19 protein-coding genes are annotated in these 20,960 nt (G+C 48.1%); 7 read left to right on the top strand and 12 right to left on the bottom strand.

Annotation, left to right across the window (positions count from 1 at the left end; all coding sequences use genetic code 11):
- Positions 1–2 precede the first annotated feature (2 nt).
- From SB724_RS02095 to SB724_RS02055, 9 genes are all read right to left on the bottom strand, one after another.
- A complete protein-coding gene (locus SB724_RS02095) occupies positions 3–902 on the bottom strand; it encodes a C40 family peptidase (RefSeq protein WP_265972124.1) in 900 nt (299 codons plus the stop codon).
- Positions 899–1,966, bottom strand: a complete 1,068-nt coding sequence (locus SB724_RS02090) for a dipeptide epimerase (protein ID WP_410570529.1) — start codon at positions 1,964–1,966, stop codon at positions 899–901. Before SB724_RS02090 ends, SB724_RS02095 begins: the two co-directional genes overlap by 4 nt.
- Positions 1,967–2,002: 36 nt before the next feature.
- Positions 2,003–2,938, bottom strand: coding sequence for a S66 peptidase family protein (locus SB724_RS02085; protein WP_410569911.1), 936 nt, complete (start codon positions 2,936–2,938; stop codon positions 2,003–2,005).
- Between the two features lie 87 nt (positions 2,939–3,025).
- Positions 3,026–4,645, bottom strand: a complete 1,620-nt coding sequence (locus SB724_RS02080) for a peptide ABC transporter substrate-binding protein (protein ID WP_410569909.1) — start codon at positions 4,643–4,645, stop codon at positions 3,026–3,028.
- A complete protein-coding gene (locus tag SB724_RS02075; RefSeq protein ID WP_375005258.1) occupies positions 4,642–5,670 on the bottom strand; it encodes an ABC transporter ATP-binding protein in 1,029 nt (342 codons plus the stop codon). Before SB724_RS02075 ends, SB724_RS02080 begins: the two co-directional genes overlap by 4 nt.
- 5 nt (positions 5,671–5,675) lie before the next feature.
- A complete protein-coding gene (locus tag SB724_RS02070; RefSeq protein WP_003154782.1) occupies positions 5,676–6,623 on the bottom strand; it encodes an ABC transporter permease in 948 nt (315 codons plus the stop codon).
- 5 nt (positions 6,624–6,628) lie between these two features.
- Positions 6,629–7,555, bottom strand: coding sequence for an ABC transporter permease (locus tag SB724_RS02065; protein WP_007610853.1), 927 nt, complete (start codon positions 7,553–7,555; stop codon positions 6,629–6,631).
- Between the two features lie 14 nt (positions 7,556–7,569).
- Positions 7,570–8,394 (bottom strand): M55 family metallopeptidase, encoded by an 825-nt coding sequence (locus SB724_RS02060; RefSeq protein WP_007407248.1) that lies wholly within the window; start codon positions 8,392–8,394, stop codon positions 7,570–7,572.
- 155 nt (positions 8,395–8,549) lie between these two features.
- The gene (locus tag SB724_RS02055) at positions 8,550–10,109 is read right to left on the bottom strand and encodes an MFS transporter (RefSeq protein WP_410569907.1); all 1,560 of its coding nucleotides are present in this window, start codon (positions 10,107–10,109) and stop codon (positions 8,550–8,552) included.
- Between the two features lie 286 nt (positions 10,110–10,395).
- Here SB724_RS02055 and htrA point away from each other — a divergent pair, with 286 nt between their 5' ends.
- Together htrA and SB724_RS02045 are read left to right on the top strand one after the other, a co-directional pair.
- Positions 10,396–11,745, top strand: a complete 1,350-nt coding sequence (gene htrA, locus SB724_RS02050; protein WP_265972129.1) for a serine protease HtrA — start codon at positions 10,396–10,398, stop codon at positions 11,743–11,745.
- Between the two features lie 99 nt (positions 11,746–11,844).
- A complete protein-coding gene (locus SB724_RS02045; protein ID WP_023356847.1) occupies positions 11,845–12,021 on the top strand; it encodes a hypothetical protein in 177 nt (58 codons plus the stop codon).
- Positions 12,022–12,108: 87 nt separating this feature from the next.
- Here the strand turns inward: SB724_RS02045 and SB724_RS02040 are convergent, their stop codons facing one another.
- The 3 genes from SB724_RS02040 to SB724_RS02030 all read right to left on the bottom strand — a co-directional run bounded on the left by SB724_RS02040 (position 12,109) and on the right by SB724_RS02030 (position 16,313).
- On the bottom strand, positions 12,109–13,080 hold the full coding sequence (locus SB724_RS02040; protein WP_007610846.1) for a glycosyltransferase family 2 protein: 972 nt from the start codon (positions 13,078–13,080) through the stop codon (positions 12,109–12,111).
- Positions 13,081–13,091: 11 nt separating this feature from the next.
- Entirely contained in the window at positions 13,092–15,179 is a 2,088-nt protein-coding gene (locus SB724_RS02035) for an ArnT family glycosyltransferase (protein ID WP_410569904.1), read from the bottom strand.
- A 183-nt stretch (positions 15,180–15,362) separates the two neighbouring features.
- Complete coding sequence (locus SB724_RS02030) at positions 15,363–16,313, bottom strand: ring-cleaving dioxygenase (protein WP_265972133.1); 951 nt, start codon at positions 16,311–16,313, stop codon at positions 15,363–15,365.
- Positions 16,314–16,635: 322 nt separating this feature from the next.
- Between SB724_RS02030 and SB724_RS02025 the strand changes: the two genes are divergently transcribed.
- The 5 genes from SB724_RS02025 (at position 16,636) to SB724_RS02005 (ending at position 20,888) form a co-directional block, all read left to right on the top strand.
- Complete coding sequence (locus tag SB724_RS02025; RefSeq protein ID WP_007610842.1) at positions 16,636–17,952, top strand: APC family permease; 1,317 nt, start codon at positions 16,636–16,638, stop codon at positions 17,950–17,952.
- Between the two features lie 285 nt (positions 17,953–18,237).
- Positions 18,238–18,855, top strand: coding sequence for a DUF47 domain-containing protein (locus SB724_RS02020; protein WP_003154804.1), 618 nt, complete (start codon positions 18,238–18,240; stop codon positions 18,853–18,855).
- Positions 18,856–18,867: 12 nt separating this feature from the next.
- Positions 18,868–19,866: an inorganic phosphate transporter gene (locus SB724_RS02015; protein WP_410569901.1), complete on the top strand. Its 999-nt coding sequence runs from the start codon at positions 18,868–18,870 to the stop codon at positions 19,864–19,866.
- Between the two features lie 104 nt (positions 19,867–19,970).
- Positions 19,971–20,717 carry a type II toxin-antitoxin system SpoIISA family toxin gene (locus SB724_RS02010; protein ID WP_007407256.1) on the top strand — a complete coding sequence of 249 codons (747 nt, stop codon included), beginning with the start codon at positions 19,971–19,973 and terminating at the stop codon, positions 20,715–20,717.
- Entirely contained in the window at positions 20,718–20,888 is a 171-nt protein-coding gene (locus SB724_RS02005; protein WP_003154807.1) for a type II toxin-antitoxin system SpoIISB family antitoxin, read from the top strand.
- Positions 20,889–20,960 lie beyond the last annotated feature (72 nt).

Here is a 20,960-nt window from a genome sequence, read left to right as displayed (position 1 = left end):
TTCTATTCCCCCTTTTCGCTTATACAGCGGCGTACGGTGCATAATTCTGTTTCATAGACGGTTCCTTCCAAAGACAGCACTTCGATTGTTTTTCCCGTTTTCGGGGAGTGCAGCATTCGGCCGTCTCCCAGCGCCAAACCGACATGGTGGATCGCGCCTTTTCCTTCTTCATAGGCGAAAAACAAAAGATCGGCCTGCCGGATATCGTTTACCGCCGCACCGCACCCGGCTTTTGCTTGGTCCTTTGCATCACGGGGAAGGGTATAACCGTTTGCTTTAAATATCGAATACATAAACCCGGAACAGTCAAACCCGAAACCGCTCAGTCCTCCCCATAAATACGGAAGCCCGAGAAACATCATGCCCGTTTCGATGACATCGGCCGCCCGTCCTTCCGTATGCCGGCACTCGTCTGCGTCAGCTTCATTTACGAACCGTTCTCCGAGCGGCGTCACCACCCGGAAAAAGCCTTTCTCACGTCCTGATGCCGGAAGACGCGTTAAGAAACTTACTTCCAAGTCCGGTTTGCCGTTTGTGTGATATAAAAAAGCGGTCGGTTTGGTAATCCATACGGCGGGGGAAGATGTATGAAAGCCGTCTTTTGAAAACTGGCTTTTTTTCATCCACCCCGGATATCCGCGCACATCCTTGTTTGAAGGCTGGCCGGGAACGGCGACAAAAGCCCATTCCCCTTCCTCTTTGAGAATGATCACTTCTTCCCCGAAAAGCACTTGCGTTTGGACAAGGTTGTCTGTGCATAATTGCAGCCGCTCTTCATATCCCATAGACGCTAACCATTTTCTGATCTGCGGCGGGTTTTCGAGCATCGGCGCATCATCCGAACGGGGAGATGACGGCAGCGTCCATACGTTGGCTGCCGCCGCTGTAACGGCTGCTCTCATCTTTTCGCCTCCTCTTGTATCGACACGCCGGTAATGCCGAGACCCGGTTCATCGGGAATCGTAATCTGACTGCCGCTGTATGTAATGCCGCCTTGAATCAAATCATCTTTCAGCATAAGCGGCGCATCAAAATCAAACCTTGTCACATTCCGTTTGCCCGCGGCAAAATGGGCTGCGGCGGTGATGCCGAGTTTGGTCTCAATCATGCTGCCGACCATACACTCCACGCCGCACGTTTCCGCCATCGCATTGATTGTTTCCGCCTGCTTTATGCCGCCCGCTTTCATCAGCTTAATATTGATTAAATCGGCGCTTCTCGTCTGCAGCACGTGAAAGGCCTGGCGGGGGGTAAAGACGCTCTCATCCGCCATAATCGGCGTGTCTACGGCATCTGTGACCTGCTTCAGCCCGGCGATATCGTCTTTATGAACAGGCTGCTCGACCAGCTCAATGCCGAGGCCGGCGTCTTCCATCTTTCGGATCGCAGTCACGGCTTCTTTCGGCGTCCAGCCTTGGTTGGCGTCCAATCTCAGTTTGACGTTTCCGCCGACACGTGATCTGATCGCCTGAATCCGCGCAACATCGTCCGATATGTCACCTATGCCGACTTTTACCTTTAAAATATGAAATCCTTTGTTCACATAACGGTCTGCATCCCCCGCCATCTCCTCAGGAGAATTGACGCTGACGGTAAAATCTGTTTCCAGTGTATTCCGATAACCGCCGAGAAGCCGGTAAAGCGGCTGTCCGTGCATTTGCGCCCATCCGTCATATACAGCCATATCCACCGCGGCTTTTGCGCTTTGATTTCTTTCCAAAAGCCGGCTGGTATCATACAAAACAGCTTCCATGCCGGAAAGGCTCCGCCCCAAGAGAGCGGGCTTCAGCACATCGTGGACGGCGCTTGCAATACCGGCCGCGCTGTCGCCTGTAATGACAACCGTCGGCGGCGCCTCCCCCCAGCCGGTCAGACCGTTGTCAAAAGTGAGCTTCACAATGACCGATTCAGCATTGTAAACCGTGCGTAAAGCGGTCTTAAACGGCTTTTTCAGCGGCACGGACATCCGTCCCGTTTGAATATCTGTAATCCTCACGCCTGATCACTCCCTTCCGGAAACCCCCGATTCAATCGTTACCGCTTTGGCCGCCGTATCCATAACCGCACGGGCGCCGATCGGAACGGCGAAGCTCGGTGAACAATGGCCGATTTTAAAGCCTTTGAGCGCGGGCTTCCCTGATTTGACAATGTAATCGTTCAGCACTTGCTCTAAAGTAAGCGACTTTTCTTTATGCTTCGGTTCGCATTGGTGAAAATCACAGACCAGGATTCCGGCTGCGTCTGACAGTTTTCCGGCCATCTTTAATTGATTCAGCATTTTGTCGATTTGATACGGCTCCTCATCAATATCCTCGATAAACAGCAATTTGTCTTTCGTATCAATTTCAAACGGCGTGCCGAGTGTGGACGTAATGAGCGACAAATTGCCGCCCGCAAGCTCTCCCTCGGCCCTTCCGCCTGTCAGCACCTCTAAGGGAGAAATGTCCTCCGTATAGGTGAATTCCGTTTCTGTAAAAAGCTGTTGATACGACGCTTTTGTCAGGGGATCAGCATCTTCAAGCCCGACATCCGTGCTCAGCATCGGGCCGTGAAATGTGACGAGCCCCGTATTTTGATGAATGGCGGTATGTAAAAACGTGATATCGCTGTATCCCCAGAAAATTTTCGGATTGCGGCGGATTAAGCCAAAATCGATGTCGGCGGCAATGCGGCCCGTGCCGAATCCTCCGCACGCGCATATCACCGCTTTGACATTCTGATCACTAAACATGTCATGGAGATCATCGAGGCGCGCCCGGTCTTCTCCCGCCAAATAGCCGTGACGGGTCTTCAACGCCCGGCCGAGTTTCACATGAAGGCCAAGCTCATTCTCTAAAAACAGCAGCGCGGTTTGCAGCGTCCCGCTCTCAGGCGGGCTTGCGGGCGCAATCACACCGACCGTGTCGCCTTTTTGCAGTGCTTTCGGTTTATGGTTCATGACTTTTTCAATCTCCTTTCCGGATTGAAAAGTGAAACACGCCGCTCCTTTAACGGCAAAAGAGCGGCATATGTTTCCGCTGTAAGATCAGGACTTTTCCGCCCATTTCAGATCAATGTAACCGACGGGGTGCCGTACAATGCCCTTCACGCCGCTGTTCTGCAGATGCACCTGATTATAAAAGTAAATCGGAATGATCGGAGCCTCGTTCATGAGCAGCTTTTCCGCTTTATGCATGAGTGCAAAACGTTTTTTGGCATCGGCTTCCTGTTTTGCCTGCTTGATGTAGCCGTCGTATGCCGCGCTTCCCCAGCCGGTGCGGTTCATGGAATTATTCGTCTGGAAAGCCTCAAGAAAACTGATCGGATCTGCGTAATCCGGTAAAAATGAGCTTTGAGAGAACTGGAACTTCAGTCCTTTCTGCTCTTCTAAAAAGACGTTCCATTCCATATTGGCGAGCTTAACGTCTATACCGAGCACACTTTTGAGCTTCTGCTGAACCGCTTCCGCTATTTTCTTATGCTCCGGTTTTGTGCTGTATGTCAATGTAACGGCGGGCAGCTTGTCATAATGCTCTTCCGCCATGCCTTTTTCCAGCAGTTTTTTGGCTTTTGATTCATCCGGATTTAATAAACTGCCGCCCGCTTCGCGGAAATCTTTCCCGTCAGGCTGAGTAAATCCAGGGGATACAAAGGCATGTGCCGGCTTTTCACTGTTTTTGGTCACATAATCCGTGATTTCTTTCTGATCAATCGCTGCCGCGAACGCTTTTCTGATCTTTTCATTTTGAAACGGCTCCATTTTCACGTTAAAACGATAGAAATAGAGTCCGGCCTGATCCCACGTGCGGACATTTTTTCCTCCCATCAGCTGCTCGCTCAGTTCTGCCGGCACAAAGGCGGTATCCAAATCCCCCGACTGGAACATCTGATAGTCGGTATTCCGGTCACTGACCATCGCCCATGTGACTTTATCCAGTTTCACCGTCTTTTTATCCCAATACGTCTCGTTTTTGACCATCGTCATGCTGTCGTCATGCTTCCATTCCGTCAGTTTGAACGGCCCGTTGCCGACAAAGGTTTTTGCTTCAGTGAACCATTTCGGATCAGCCTTGGCGACCTTCTCATTAATCGGGAAATACGCCGGATTGGACACGACGCTCAGAAAATAATCCTGCGGTGCCGCCAATGTGACGACAAGCGTTTTTTTATCTTTTGCCGTGACTTTCACGTCTTCTTGTTTGCCTTTTCCGTTGTTAAATTCTTCTCCGCCTTTGATCATGTAGCCGAGAAAAGCGGAAGATGCGCCTGTTTTCGGATCGAGCATCCGTTTCCAGGCGTACACGAAGTCTTCCGCCGTAACGGGATCGCCATTTGTCCATTCGGCGTTATCACGGATATTGAAGGTATATGTCAGCTTATCAGCGGACACCTTCCAGCTTTCCGCCATGGCCGGTTCGGGCTTATTATCTTTTCCGAGCCTCGTCAATCCTTCCATGATGTTATTCAGCGGCTGCCAGGAAACATTATTAAATCCGATCGGCGGATCAAGTGAGGTCGGCTCATTTTCGTTATTGAGCCGCAGCACCGTTTCACCCCCCTGTTCTTTTGCTTTGCCGGGTTCTGTCCCCGCCTGTTCATTGGCTGTACAGCCCATCAGAGCAAACGAAACAACAGCAATCACACCGATCGCCCATCTCTTTTTCATTTCAATCCCCCTTTTTCCTCTGCTGCCGTCAGCTGCTGCTTCAGCCGCTCTGCACGGTGATCCTGAAGCCAGCAGTTGACGATATGGCTTTTGGATTTCATGGTTGTTGCCGGGTATACCTTTTCACAGACGATCATCCTGTCCGGGCAGCGGGCGGCAAACGGGCAGCCCGGCGGCGGATCGAATAAATCAGGCGGCGTCCCGTCAATCGGCGACAGCTCACTATCCTCCATATCCAGCCGCGGCACTGAACGAAGCAGCCCCTTTGTGTATGGATGAGCCGGACGGTAAAAAATATCATGCCTCGTGCCGATTTCGGCGATTTTCCCCGCATACATGACGGCGACTCTGTCGGCGGTCTGAGCGACGACGCCGAGATCGTGTGTGATCAGAATAATAGACACGCCTGTTTTTCTTTGAATCTTCTTAAATAATTCAAGGATTTGTGCTTGAATCGTCACATCAAGGGCCGTTGTCGGTTCATCGGCGATCATAATTTCCGGCTCGCAGATCAGAGCCATCGCGATCACGATCCGCTGCCGCATGCCCCCGCTTAATTGGTGAGGGTACTGCTTCAGGCGGGATTTCGAGTCCGGGATACCGACCAGATCCAGCATGGCGAGAACTTCGGATTCAGCTTGTTTTCTTGTCATGACGCGGTGTTCCAACAGCGCTTCTGAAAGCTGATTCCCTATGGTCAACGTCGGATTGAGCGCCGTCATCGGGTCCTGAAAGATCATAGAAATATCGCGCCCCCGGATTCCCCGCATTTCCCGATCCGACATTTGGCAAAGATCTTTCTGTTTAAATTGTATGCTTCCGGATTCAATCTTTGCCGAATGTTTCGGAAGAAGGCCCATCACGGCTTGTGACGTCACGCTTTTTCCGCAGCCCGATTCACCGACGATCGCAAACGTTTCACCTTTATATAAATCGAAGCTGACGCCTCTGACGGCTTTTACAGTGCCTCCGTATGTTGAAAAAGTAACATGCAGATTTTGAACGGAAAGAACTTGCTGCGCCATTTTTCCTACCTCCTCAGTTTCGGGTCTAACGCGTCCTGCAAGCCGTCTCCAAGTACGTTAAACGCGTACATCGTCAAGGAAATGAAAAAAGCGGGGAAAAACAGCCGCCACCAATGGCCTGATAAAATCGCCGGCAGCCCGTCGTTTGCCATGACTCCCCAGCTTGCAAACGGCGCCTGAATGCCGAGTCCGAGAAAACTTAAAAATGATTCCGCAAAAATCGCCGCCGGCACCGTAAGCGTCATTTGGACAATAATGGCTCCCATCGTATTCGGCAGCAGATTTTTCTTAATGATCCGAAATGTTTTCGCTCCAAACGTTTTCGAAGCCAATACGTGTTCATCATGCTTCATCCTCAGCACCTGCCCTCTGACAATCCGCGCCATGCCGACCCATCCCGTCACGGTCAGAGCGACGATAATGGAACTGAGCCCCGGCCCCATCAGCACCATTAACAGAATGACAACGAGCAGATACGGCAATCCGTAGAGAACCTCGATGATTCTCATCATGGCGCTGTCTGTCCGGCCCCCTTTGTAGCCGGCGACGCCTCCGTAGATAACGCCGATCAAAAAGTCGATCAGCGCCGCCATCACACCGACAAATAAAGAGATCCTCGCTCCGTACCATGTTCTTGTAAACACGTCCCGGCCAAGTTCATCGGTTCCGAACCAGTGTGAAAAAGACGGCGGAAGATTCTGCTCGGCGAGCGTCTGCCTTGTCACGCTGTGCGGTGATATCAGCGGACCGAACACAGCCGATAGAAACAGGCAGCATAATATCACAAGGCCGGCCATCGCCAATTTGTTCTTTTTAAGCCGCCGCCACGCATCCTGACTGTAAGACAGGCTCGGACGCTTGACCGACTCGGTTTCACCCTTTCTTTCCGCGCCCGGCTGAAACCAGTCATCAGGCACTTCTGTGTGTTTTACCGTTTCTTGCGGGAGATTCATCAGGATCACCCTTTCTTATGAAGTTTTATGCGCGGGTCTAACAGGCCGTATGCCAAATCAACCAGAAACAGCAGGACGATCAGAATCACACTGTAAAATACGGTCGTTCCCATGATGACCGGGTAATCACGCTGATTGATGCTTTCTACGAAATATTTGCCCATTCCCGGTATGGCAAAAATTTTCTCGATGACGAAACTGCCCGTTAAAATACTTGCGGCAAGCGTCCCGAGTACTGTCACAACAGGCATAAGAGCGTTTTTTAATGCGTGTTTGATCACAATTTTGACGGGAGAAAGCCCCTTTGCTTTTGCCGTGCGGATGTAATCCTGTGTCAGTACTTCGGCCATGCTTGATCTTGTCAGCCTCGCGATAATGGCCATGGGACCGACGGCAAGCGCAACAGTCGGCAGGACCATGTGAACGGGACTCGTCCAGGTAGCTGCCGGAAACCATTTCAGATGAACCGCAAATTGCTGAATCAGCAGCGTAGCCATAATAAAATTCGGAATAGAAATCCCGAGCACCGCAAGGCTCATGGCCGCATAATCGAGAAAGCCGCCGCGCCTGAGAGCGGCCATTATGCCGAGCGCGAGCCCGGAAATAACAGCGATGATGATCGCCGTTATCCCAAGCTCAAATGAGACCGGAAACCCGCGTTCAAGCATGGCGTTTACACTGTCTGACGGTTTTTTAATTGAAGGACCGAAATCAAAGGTAAGAATGGATTTTAGATAGATGGCGTATTGAGTGATAAGAGGTTCGTTCAGATGGTAGTAGGATTCGAGATTTCGCTGGACCGCTTCGTTTGTGCCCCGCTCTTCGTTAAAAGGCGAGCCGGGTATCACTTTCATCATGACAAATGTCAGAGTGGTGATGACGAGAACGGTCATAATCATGGCGATAAAACGTTTGATAAAATACCGCAGCAATGCCGTTCACCCCTTTAACAGAATGTTGTTCTCATGGCGAGTTCTGTCATGACGAGCATGGCCTGATAGGCTTCCGGCATGTCTTTTGCCTGAAATTGAACGATTGTCGTTCCCGGGATGATTTCTGTGCCCGGCATTAAATGGGCCCATTCAGCCTGTCCGTAGTTGGCAAATTCAATGCCTAATACAGGTCTTTCAGGCGGAGTCAGCGGTTTGACCTTATCTTTATTTTTGAGCGCATAGGCTGTTTTTTCCGTCAGGAGCCGTCCGGCTTTTTGAGGGGACAGGCATTTGACCGCAGTTCTTGAAATGGTTTGTTTGACGGCGGCAGTCGTCACATTCGGGATCAGCTCCTCCGCTTCTTTTGCGGCACAATCATCTCCGGCAGCCATGATGACAGGGACATCGTAAAATCCGGCGAGATAGGCATTTAACCCCAGTTCACCGACCGGCTTATCATTTATGTAAAAGTGGCGGACGCCGAATATCATGCTGTGCGACATGACGCCCGGCATCGACGCTCTCGCATGATAGCCGATAAACATCACACCTGAATACGATTCATCAAGCCCCTGCATCATGGAAAACGGCTTGACATCCCCCGTAATCAGCTCTGCCTCAGGGTGAAGTTTTTCCGCGAGCAGATTATTCATCTTTGAGTGGCTGTCATTCACGGTCACTTCCGTGCATCCGTTATTAAACGCTTCTGCGATGCACCAGTTCGCTTCTTCGGTCATCAGAACCCTGCCGCGCTCATAATTGTGCATGCGGGAATTGACAAATGTTTCATCAGGCAGTCCGGAAATCCCTTCCATATCCACAGATAGATACAGTTTCATATAATGCCTCCTTTTTTACTTAAAATTTCGATATTAAATTATGAATATTCTAACAAATTATATTAAAAAAGGATGAAACATGCAATATACCATTCTGCCATTATGGGAAAAAACAAACCCTTTTCACCGGGAAAAGGGTTTGCTGATAGAAAAAGTTACATACTGTTTTTGCTTATATGATGACGCTGAAACTGTCTGACCGCACTTCTGTATTCATGATCGGGAATGACCTGATGCCTGATCGGTTCAGGAGCCTGCGGCGAAGGCTCCTCAGCCGCCTGCTTACAGACGGCATGCGGTTTATGCGCCAGCTTATGCCCCATGCCGGTCGCATTCATGACAAATGATAAACACACTAAAAGCAAACTTAAGATGAAAGCAATAAGAAACAAATCGCTGTATGTCCCCATCAGCAGGTCATGCGGTGATTGTGTGCCGCGCGCGCCCCGAAGCGTGCCGGAAGCATCTCTTTTCGTAAAATACCCTATTAAAACAGGAGCGCCCATATACATGAACAGCCTTAAAAACTGAACTGCCGTCATGCGTTTCACCAGTTCCGGAAGCGGTCCGCCCAACGCGGCTCCCATCAGTCCGGCTGCCACAATAAGCCCTGTCCCGGCCGCCAGCATCACGAAAAGCCCCGCAAATAGAATAAGCGGTATATGATGATCTGCCGTCATCCATTGGAAATTCACGAACACCAGTATAACAGAGCCTGTTATGCCGAGCATGCCCGGACCGACTTTATCATATGCTAATGCACTGATGACAGCGGCGATGGCCACGCCTCCTAAAAGGCTCGCATAAAGGAATATCTGTTGAGTTTGTGACATATGATATGCGGTCTGAAGCTCCCCGTGAAATGCCGAAAGACTGACCGCTATGGAAATACTGCCCGCAGCGATCATGAAAACACCCAGAATCGGCTTTGGAATCAGCATAAGTTTAATCGAAATCAACGCATGTTCGTTTCTGTACTGCATGATCAGCAAGATGAGAAGAATGACGATGCTTCCTCCAAATCCCGCCAATGTCTGCCATGATGAAAAGCCCCATTTCGGCAGATGAATAAATGTATAGGCGGTCAGCACGGCTGATACACCCGCTAACAGAAAACCGATGCCGTCAAATGGAGATTTTTCAGCATTTTTATGAGCGTCATCCCGCAGCCACATATAACTGAAAATGAGGCCGAAAAAAGACAGCAGGCTAAAAATACCGAACAGCCAATGCCAATGGCCGGCGCTTGCCGCCGCCGTGCCTAAAACGGTCCCCATAATGACGGACCCGTAAAATCCGCCGATTAACACAAATAATGCGTAATTCCGGCGCTCAATCGGAAACGAAAGCACCAGCATCGGAATCATAATCATCAGCATAGTGCCCGCCGCAGCTCCCTGTAAAAAACGGCCCGCGGCGAGCGGATAAATATCATTTGTCACAGCAGCAAGGAGCGCTCCGATGACACCCGCGGCCATCGAAATCATATAGACAGGCCGGGAGCCGAATCTTTTTCTTAAATACGGCCCCGCCGGCACGAATAAGGCAAATGCCATATTACCGATAATAATCGGATGAAAAGAGTCAAAGTTTTCCCCGCCGACCGTCTGCCGGACAAGGCTTTGGACAGCCGAAAGAGCGGTATTCGACATCAGTCCCGGCCCGACCGCCAATACAGCAAGCAGAGAAATGATCCAGTGATGTTTTTCTTTCATGTGACAGCTCCTTTCTGATTATTTGACAAAGTGAAAAAGCTAACAGATTTCCCCCATTAGCTTGACAGAATTTTCATATCTTTTCATGTGAAGGATTGAACATAATATCTCATTTATTATTTCAAATCCGATGGAAATTGTCAATATAAAGCGCCGCCGTCCGATTTCATCTTTTTCACAATTTCCCACAATCTTTTCATTATTATCCCACACTTTTTGTTTAAGATGGAGTCAGTAATAATAGGCAAATCATGCTATGATGAAATAGAGAAACGGAGTGAACATGATGGATAACTATCGTGATGAAAATCGGACAGACCAAAAAGAACAGGAAGTCCTTTTAGTAAAAGAAAACCCGCAGCCGGCCGGATATTCCGCGCCGGACGAGGACAAGAAAAAACGAAGCTTCGGCTGGTTCAGACCGCTTCTCGGCGGAGTGATTGGCGGAGGGCTCGCCCTCGGCATCTATACATTTACGCCGCTTGGAGACCATCAGACTCAAGATACTTCCAATCCGGCTCCCGCTCAGGAAACGTCATCGGTAACCGCCAAGCAGACATCTTCTGATTCCGGCAGCGGCAAATCGGCAAACAGCTCATCGGCAAATTCAAGCAGCATTTCGAATATGGTGGAAGACATTTCACCGGCGATCGTCGGGATCACCAATCTGCAGAAGCAGCAAAGCAGTTCCGATTTATTCGGATTCGGATCAAGCTCAGATTCAAACTCAAATTCATCGGGTGATGATGCGGAAACGGGATCGGGTTCAGGCGTTATTTTTAAGAAAGCAAACGGCAAAGCGTATATTATTACGAATAACCACGTGGTCGAAGGCGCCTCTTCCCTTAAAGTGTCATTATATGACGGCACCGATGTAACAGCTAAACTCGTCGGCAGCGACTCTCTGACAGACTTGGCCGTTTTAGAAATCAGTGATAAACACGTGACAAAAACGGCAAGTTTCGGCAGCTCATCCGCTCTCAGAACGGGTGAATCCGTCATCGCCATCGGTGATCCGCTCGGAAAAGACCTTTCCCGCACCGTCACACAGGGCATCGTGAGCGGTTTAAACAGAACGGTCTCGATTTCCACGTCAGCTGGTGAGTCAAGCATCAACGTCATCCAAACCGATGCCGCCATCAACCCCGGAAACAGCGGCGGACCGCTCTTGAATACAGACGGCAAAATCATCGGCATCAACAGCATGAAAATCAGCGAAAGTGATGTAGAAGGCATCGGCTTTGCCATCCCGAGCAACGATGTAAAACCGATCGCCGAAGAGCTTCTCACGAAAGGACAGGTGGAGCGCCCTTATATCGGCGTGAGCATGATCGACTTGGAACAAGTGCCGCAAAACTATCAGGAAGGCACACTCGGGCTTTTCGGCAAACAGCTGAATAAAGGCGTTTATATTCGGGAAGTGGCGCAGGGCTCACCTGCTGCCAAAGCCGGATTAAAAGCAGAAGACATCATTATCAGCTTAAAAGGGAAAGAAACCGGCACGGGCAGCGAACTCCGCAATATTCTCTACAAGAATACGAAAGTCGGCAGCACCGTTGACGTGAAGATTATCAGAAACGGCAAGGAAATGACGAAAAAAATGAAACTGACTCAAAAAGAAGAAACATCTTCTTAACAAAAATCCAAGGCAGCCGCCTTGGATTTTTTATATACGGATGAAACTTTAGGCCTAGATCAGCCGTATGACTTAGTGTACAAAGGAGGATACATACACATGAAACAAACCGGACTTTTGCTGGTCGTTACCGGCCTGATCCTGCTGCAGCTGAGCATTCAGCTTCCTCAGCAAAACGCTGCTTGGGGAATGACGCTGGGTGCAAGCATTTTACTGAACCTTTCGGGAACCGGACTGATCATGCGCTCTCTGCACACGCAGATCGGCCGCAGATGAATGAAAAAAGCCTCGGGACATTCTGTCATCCCGCGGCTTTTATTTCTGACATAAAAGCACCCTGTCTGGCCGGACAGGGTGTTTCGGTTAAGACATATGCTGGTCCCGATAAATCTTTTCGTTTTTCATGCCGTACGCTTTTTGCACGATATAGAGCGGACGGTCTTTTGCTTCGTCATAAATCCTTCCGATATATTCGCCGATCATTCCGAGCATTAATAGAACGATGCCGCTGAATAACAGCTGTATCACAATCAGAGAGGACCAGCCCGTAATGGTGCTGTTCGTAAACAGCTTCATGTATAAAACGATAAACATATAGAGAAAACCCGCTCCGGACATGATCATTCCCGCATAGCTTGCCGCCTTGAGCGGTTTATGAGAGAACGTTGTGATTCCGTCCATGGAAAGCTTCAGCATTTTTTTAAGCGGGTATTTCGTTTCCCCCGCAAGCCGCTCATCACGTTCATATTCTACAGCAGTCTGCTTAAAGCCGACCCAGCTGACGAGTCCTCTGACAAAAGGATTTTTTTCTTTTAATCTTTTCATCTCATCACAGACTTTTCTGTCCAGCAGGCGGAAATCTCCGGTGTCGAGCGGAATATCAATATCAGTCACGCTCCGCAGCAGCCGGTAAAACATAGAGGCCGTCTGTTTCTTGAAAAAGGTTTCTCCCTTTCGTTTCGTTCTGACGGCGTACACCACATCGTAGCCTTCTTTCCACTGCTCAATCATATCAAGGATTAATTCAGGAGGGTCCTGCAAATCGGCGTCAATGACGGCGATTGCATTCCCCTCTGCATAATCCATACCCGCTGTGATCGCGATCTGATGTCCGAAGTTTCTGGAAAAATCAATAATTTTCACTCTCGGATCAATCAGACTTTGCTCTCTTAAAATCTCAATACTGCGGTCTTTGCTTCCATCATTGACAAAGATCAATTCATAATGCTCTTTTGTTTGATCCATGACTTCTTTCAGGCGCTGATAGGTTGTCTGAATGACGAGTTCCTCGTTATAAACCGGGACGACTATTGAATATTGAATATGTCTGCTCATGTTTTTTCCTCCTATTCATCAGATTGAAGTTCGTATAGTGAAGCTGATTGATTCATTCCGCCCGGCCCGCCGCTCATTCGGCTGTTTTTACCCGCGGCCTTGCTGCTTTTTGTATCAGCTGCATCATGATTTTTCGTTTTCTGATCTGTGCTTGATTGCCATTTATCTGAAGATACTTTCTTTCCGTTTTTCTCAACCCACTGCACTATATCGTTATTTCCGCCTTTGCCCATTCCGGATGTTAAGAAGTATTTTACTTTCCCTTCTTTTACGAGCTTTTTAAATTGAGTCAGCGTAATGGCCGGGTCAGACCCGCTGAATCCGCCGATCGCCATGACCGCTTTTTTCGTTTTAATAATGTAAGGCGCCGCCGTGTTGGAATCGGTTGTAGCAAATAAATAGTCCGCTCCGGCGTTGTGTTTCTCTAAATAGTTGATCAGTTTTGTATTGACAGATGCGTTATCCATTCCCATGCCTTTTCCGCTTGTTGAAGCGAGCTGAGGGCCTGTTTCAGGCAATGAGCTGTTGCCTCCGTACAGAAGCGGTGTGCTCGCCCAATAAATCGGCATCACCATCAAGACGAGAAGGGCTGCAAGTGAAACATAATAACTTAGCGGTTTTTGGCGCTGTTTGAATACGAACAGGGCGATTGCTGCCACTGCGCCGATAACGCCTGCTCCGATGCTCCAGCCTGCTCCGATTTGATCATTGTAGTTTCTGAGGATAAACAGCTCAAATCCGGTTGTCACAAGAATAGCGGCCGGCAATAGCCACGTTTTCCATCCCGCCTGCTTGCGGTACAGATGAACGAGGGCGACCCATCCCGCACCGACAAGTGCCGCGATCGGAGGCGCCAGCATAATGAGATAATAATGGTGGAAAAATTCCGCCACACTGAAGAATCCGGCAATCGGCACAAGCCACGCTGCCCAAAAGATCGTTTCCTTCTGTTCTGCTGATAATCGTCTTCTTTCTCTCGCCCCGGCGATCAATAAACCGGCCATTCCAAAAATCGCAAACGGCAGGAGCCAGCTGATCTGATCAGATAATTCCGTTTGGAAAAGGCGCAGCGGACCAGGGGTTCCCGTACCGAACATTCCTGAACCTGATTGCATTTTCGAGCCGGTGCCTGCACCGCTTTTTCCTCCGCCGCCATCTCCGCCGCTTGAAGGGCCTCCTTGACCGCCGCTTGGCATTTTCCCGTTAGATGGAGGTGCCGTCATACTGCCGTTTTGTGATTTGTCTCCGCTTGCTGAACTGCTGCTTGAAGACTGGCCAGGCGGTTTTTGCATTTGTGAAGAACCGCCGGAACTTTGCCCTGTCAGCCGCTGAATCCCGTTATATCCGAAAGCCAATTCCAATACGGAGTTTGTCTGGCTGCTTCCGACATATGGCCTTTTGCTGGCAGGAATATTATCAACAATGAGCGGCCATGACAATGAAACGGCTGCTAAAACGGCTAACGCGCTTACCAATGAAATGATTTTTTTCTTAATCGTGGTGTTTGCTGCAATCATATAGAACAGCAAGAAGGCCGGCAAAATCATATAAGCCTGAAGCATTTTTGTGTTAAAGCCTGCTCCGACGACAAAAAATGCCGCCAAAAGCCAGATCAGTCTGCCTTTTCTGATCGCTTTAAAGAGAAGCCATGTGGCGAACAAGAGGAAAAAGACCAGTAAAGCATCGACATTATTCGTCCGCGCGACCGCTACTGCGATCGGTGTACACGCCATGACAAATGAGGCGATGCGCGCCGCCGTTTTTCCGAACGTCGGCTTTATTAATAAGTACATGAATAGAACTGAACCTACACCCGCCAATGCCTGAGGCAGGATGACGCTCCACCCGTGCATACCGAATATCAGCGCGCTGATCGTTTGTATCTGGTATGTAACAGGCGGTTTATCTACCGTGATAAACCCGGCTGCGTCAAATGAAGCGTAAAAGAAATTATGAAAGCTTTGAAGCATACTCGTTACCGCTGCGGTGTAATAAGGATTCACCGTATCGTCATTCCAGATGTTGTACATATTCAAGAATGCGGAAGCGAGTAAAATGAGAATTAAGACTGCGTCTATCTCGCGTTTTTTCATTTTCACCTGTGTTTTCACTCCTTTTGTTTAACTTTGAACAAGTGTAACAACCAAATGTGAAAAATTTATTAATAAACAAAGACAATTATTTTGCCGTTTACAAATAGGTAAAAAGAATGACAAAACGGGTAAAAAGACAAAAAAAAGATGCCCCCGTCAAGCCGGGAGGCATCTGTCATGATTTCTGATTTACTGAATCGGTTTCAGCCGCGCTTCTATTTCAGAACGGCGGTGTTCGAGATAAGGCGGGAGCGCAACCGTTTTGCCTAGCTCTTCAGGTTTTTCATCAACCATAAACCCCGGACCGTCCGTTGACAATTCAAACAGAATTCCGTTCGGTTCCCGGAAGTACAGCGCTTTGAAATAATAACGCTCTACAATGCCTGAGTTGCTGAAACCTTCTTTCGTAATGATGCGGTGCCATAAAGCAAGCTCCTCTTCATTCTGAACGCGGAAGGCCACATGGTGCACGCTGCCTTTTCCAGGACGCTCGCGCGGAAGATCGTTTCTTTCAATGAGATGGACTTCTGTACGCGCACCTCCGTTTCCGGATTCGAGCACCGTAACCGTGCCCCGGTCTTCATGCGTTTCTTTCCCGATTTCAGTGAAGCCCAGCACATCGGTTAAGACACGCAGCGTCGGTTCTGCATACGGGACGGTCAATTCAACGGGACCAAGACCGCGGAAAGAATATTCTTCCGGTATGCCGCTTTGCTTCACCGCTTCACCGATGTCTTTTCCTTTTTCGTCAGCTGTCAGCACAAGCCGCTGTCCTTCATGATCCTGAAAAGCGAGTGTCTCTCTGCCCGCTATTGTCATGATGTCGGCATGAGCGACCTGATGTTCTTCAAATCGTTTTTTCCAATATTGCAGTGCTTGTGCATCCGGGACACGCAGGCCGATTGAAGAAATACTGTTTGTCCCCGCATGAAACGGCGCAATCCGCGGAATCTCGAAAAACGTCAATTCAGATCCCGGATTGGCTGTTTCATCACCGTAAAACAAATGATACATCGTCGGTTCATCTTGGTTTACGGACTTTTTCACAAGCTTCAGTCCCAGGATGTTCCGATAGAAATCTAAATTTTTCTGCGCATCAGCCGTCAATGCTGATACATGGTGTATTCCATTAACTTTCATTATGTTATCCTCCAGTCAATTATCTCGATTTCGAGATATTTTATATATACAATTTATGTTATCCGGATCGTAAAGTCAACCCATCTGCTTCACAGACGGTCTGCAGACTGCCGCTTCCTAAATAACGAACCTTTGATATTAAAAAACCATTAATGTTCGCTTTTAAAACGGTATTTTTTCCTTCTCAAAAGCAGAAACCTTTATCTTTTAGGGAAAACGACAAAATCAGAAAATTTATTTTATTCGTGTTTCAGCAATTAGGGTTTACAATATGGAAAATAGTTTTTTCAGCATGACGATTTTACATCTGGAGGGAAAGGATATGCAGATTGAAGAGAACGGACTTAAAAAAGAGATCGGCCTTACCATCGCCCTCTCACTTGTTATCGGCACCATCATCGGTTCCGGCGTATTTATGAAACCAGGCGCCGTGCTTGCCTACTCCGGTGATGCGAAAACCGCGCTTATCGCGTGGCTGTTAGGAGGCATTTTGACGCTTGCCGGCGGCTTGACCGTTGCGGAAATCGGCACTCAGATTCCGAAAACGGGCGGACTTTATACATATCTCGAAGAAGTGTACGGCGAATTCTGGGGCTTTTTGTGCGGATGGGTTCAAATTATCATTTACGGCCCCGCGATTATCGGAGCAATCGGCTTGTATTTCGGCTCTTTGATGGCGCACTTGTTTAATTGGGATTCCGGCTGGTCTAAATTGATCGGGATTTCAGCCGTTTTGTTTTTAAGCATCATTAACATTATCGGAACGAAATATGGCGGCATCGTCCAAGGAATTACGACTGTCGGCAAATTGATTCCGATTATCTGCATGATCGTGTTCGGCCTTTGGAAAGGCGATCAGCATATTTTCACAGCCGTCACAAGCAGCATGTCGGACATGAATTTCGGCGCTGCCATACTGGCCACCTTGTTTGCTTATGACGGATGGATTCTGCTTGCGGCACTCGGCGGCGAAATGAAAAATCCGGAAAAGCTGCTCCCGAGAGCGATGACGGGCGGACTGCTGGTCGTCACCGCCATTTATCTTTTCATTAACTTTGCGCTGCTGCACATTCTTCCTGCGACCGACATCGTCAAACTCGGTGAAAATGCGACCGGCACCGCTGCCGGAATGCTGTTTGGCGACATCGGAGGAAAATTGATCAGCGTCGGAATCATCGTCAGCATCTTCGGCTGTTTAAACGGAAAGATTCTCGCTTTTCCGCGTGTCTCGTTTGCGATGGCGGAACGGAAACAGCTGCCGTTTGCCGGACAGATTTCGCGGGTGCATCCGACGTTCCGCACCCCGTGGATTGCCGTGTCATTTCAGATCGCGCTGGCCATTATTTTTATGATCGCCAGCAATCCCGATAAGCTGTCTGAAATCTCTATTTTCATGATTTATATTTTTTACGTCATGGCCTTTTTCGCCGTGTTTATCCTCAGAAAAAAAAGCGGCGGAAAACCGCGCGCCTACAGCGTGCCTTTGTATCCGATCATTCCTGTTTTGGCCATCGCGGGTTCACTGTTTGTGCTGATCAGCACGATCATTACAGATACACTGAGCTGCGCGCTGTCCCTCTTGATCGGCCTTGCCGGGCTGCCGCTTTATTTTTGGCTGAAAAACGGCAGAAAAAACTGATAAAAACGGTTCCTTTTACGGGAGCCGTTTTTTTTCTGACAAAATCACGTGCAAAAGTTGACAGCAAATTCACATCTTTTGTTATACTTTTTAAGCAAGATGTCTGAATTCGAAGTATGTTACGTTTTTTTGGCGAAGTGGGTAACATAAGAAAAACAGGATGAGACACGTTTTTACGAAAAAATCAAGAGGCGTTTTTTTCGACTTTATCTGTTTTTTTTCGACAAAAGGCTATATAATAATTTGATGTGTGCATTGTCTCATTCAAACAATGGAGGGTTTTTAATGATAAAAAGAAAAAAAGATAAGTTCTCACTCCTTTTAACAGAAATCGCAAAAAATATAGACGAAACCGCAGAATACTTTGTCAACTTTAAAGTGACGAACCAGACGACTTTAAAGGAATTTGCCGATACGTTAAAAGAGTTTGAAACAAAAGGAGATAATCATGTTCATGTCATGATTAAAGAGCTGAACAAAGCTTTTATCACTCCCATTGAACGTGAAGACATCCTGGAGCTGACAAACAGCCTCGATGACGTGCTTGACGGAATCGAACATTTTTCAGCAATGATGGAGATTTTCTCGATCACTTCTTCCGATGAGCATATCGATAAGTTCAGCGGATACATCAGAGAGTGTGCGAAGGAAATTTTAATCACGATTGAGCTGCTTGCAGAAAACAGATTGAAGGACATTCACCCTCACGCCATTAAAATTAAGGAATACGAGCACAGCTGTGATAACCTGCACCGTAAATCATTAAAAAATCTGTTCGGCACAGAAACCGATCCGATTAAAGTGATTCAGTACCGCGAGATTTACGAAACGCTTGAGGAAATTGCCGACTCTTGCCAAAGCGTTGCCAATAACCTTGAAACCATTATTATGAAAAACGCGTAACGAGGGGTTATAATGGATACTCTATTACTTTTAACGATATTAATTGTCATATGCGCTTTGGTATTTGACTTCATTAACGGATTTCACGATACCGCAAACGCAATCGCCACCTCAGTTTCGACAAAAGCTCTGAAGCCGCGGCACGCAATCGTCATGGCCGCCATCATGAACTTTCTCGGAGCGATGACATTTACCGGTGTGGCGAAAACCATTACGAAGGACATTGTGAATCCTTATACATTAGACAACGGGTCAGTTGTCATTCTTGCGGCTCTACTCGCCGCAATCGCCTGGAACTTGATCACATGGTATTTCGGCATTCCGAGCAGCTCTTCACATGCGATTATCGGAGCGATCGCCGGAGCGGCCATTGCAGCGTCAGGTTTTGCGACGCTTAATTATAAAGGGTTCATTAAAATTATCGAAGCACTTATCTTATCGCCGATCATCGCCTTTGTTCTCGGCTTTATCGTATATTCGATCGTGAAGCTGATTTTTAAAGACAGCAATCTGGCGAAAACAAATAAACGCTTCCGCAGAGTGCAGATTTTGACGGCTGCCATTCAGTCCTATACACACGGAACGAACGACGCGCAAAAAGCGATGGGTATCATTACGATGGCGCTTATGACGGCCAATTTACATAAAAGTGATGCGATTCCTTTTTGGGTGCAGCTCTCTTGTGCCCTGGCAATGGGTCTCGGCACATCCATCGGCGGCTGGAAAATCATTAAAACCGTCGGCGGAAAAATTATGAAAATCCGTCCGGTAAACGGCGTATCTGCCGACTTAACCGGCGCAGCCATTATTTTCGGGGCCACGTTTATTCATCTCCCTGTCAGCACGACGCACGTCATTTCGTCTTCCATTCTCGGTGTGGGCTCTTCCCACCGCGTAAAAGGCGTAAACTGGGGAACGGCTAAACGGATGCTCATTACATGGGTCATCACCCTGCCGATTGCAGGTACACTCGGCGCCATCGCCTTTTTCATCTTAGATCTGTTTTTCTGATGACATCCGCTTCTTTACAGAAGCGGTTTTTTTTGTGACAGGAAAATGATGTCATGACATAGAATGAACATAGCAGACCATTTTTCAAATTGTGAGGGATGCTCATGCTTTTGTTTTTTCAGATCATGGTGTGGACGATGGCGGCCGCACTCATTTTATATGTGTACGCATCCTGGCGGTATGAGGCAAAGGTAAAAGAAAAAATGTTTGCCATCCGTAAAACGTGGTATTTACTATTTGTACTGGGCTCCATGGTCTATTGGACATATGATCCTGAATCGCTCTTTGCCGCATGGAGACAATATTTGATTGTTGCCGTCTGCTTTGCCCTTATTGATGCGTTTATCTTTTTGAGCGCGTATATCAAAAAGCTCGCCGGCAATGAATTAGAGACGGATACGCGGGAAATTTTAGAAGAAAATAACGAAATGCTTCACTCCTATCTTGAAAAACTGAAAACCTATCAATATCTGTTGAAAAATGAACCGATCCATGTATATTATGGAAGTACAGAAGCTTATGCGGAAGGCATCAGCAGACTGCTGGCCGCTTATGCCGAAAAAATGAATGTCACGGCTTCCTTGTGCGACTATTCCGCACAATCGGATAAGGACCGCTTGACGGAGCATATGCCTGATGCGGCAGACGTTCAGTCCCGTCTTAACCGTAAAGACGTCTACTATGATCAAAAAGGCAGGCTTGTGCTTATTCCGTTTACAGTCCAGAACCGCCATTACGTGATCAAACTCACGTCGGAAAACCTGTTGACGGAATTCGATTATTTGCTTTTCACATCGCTAACGAGCATTTATGATTTAATGCTGCCAATAGAAGAGGAAGGTGACGGTTAAATGGAGCAGGCATTTCAAAACGGGCAGCCGGAACAAAGAGCGAAACCGTTCAAAATGTTTAAAAAACGTTCTATGACAAGTATCGCAAGTTACCAGGTCAGCCCTCATACCGCCAGAATTTTCAAAGAAAACGAGCGGCTGATTGACAAGTATAAACAAAAAAAAGCTTGATTATACTAAGGACAGGAGACACGGCTCTTGTCCTTATTCCTTTTTTCCTTATCTTTCATATAATAAAACCAA

Origin of the sequence: Bacillus sp. SIMBA_031, from assembly GCF_046535225.1 — a bacterium.
GTDB classification, from domain to species: Bacteria; Bacillota; Bacilli; order Bacillales; family Bacillaceae; genus Bacillus; species Bacillus velezensis.
Note: the sequence above shows the minus strand (reverse complement) of the source record. Positions and strands in the feature narration are given on the sequence as shown.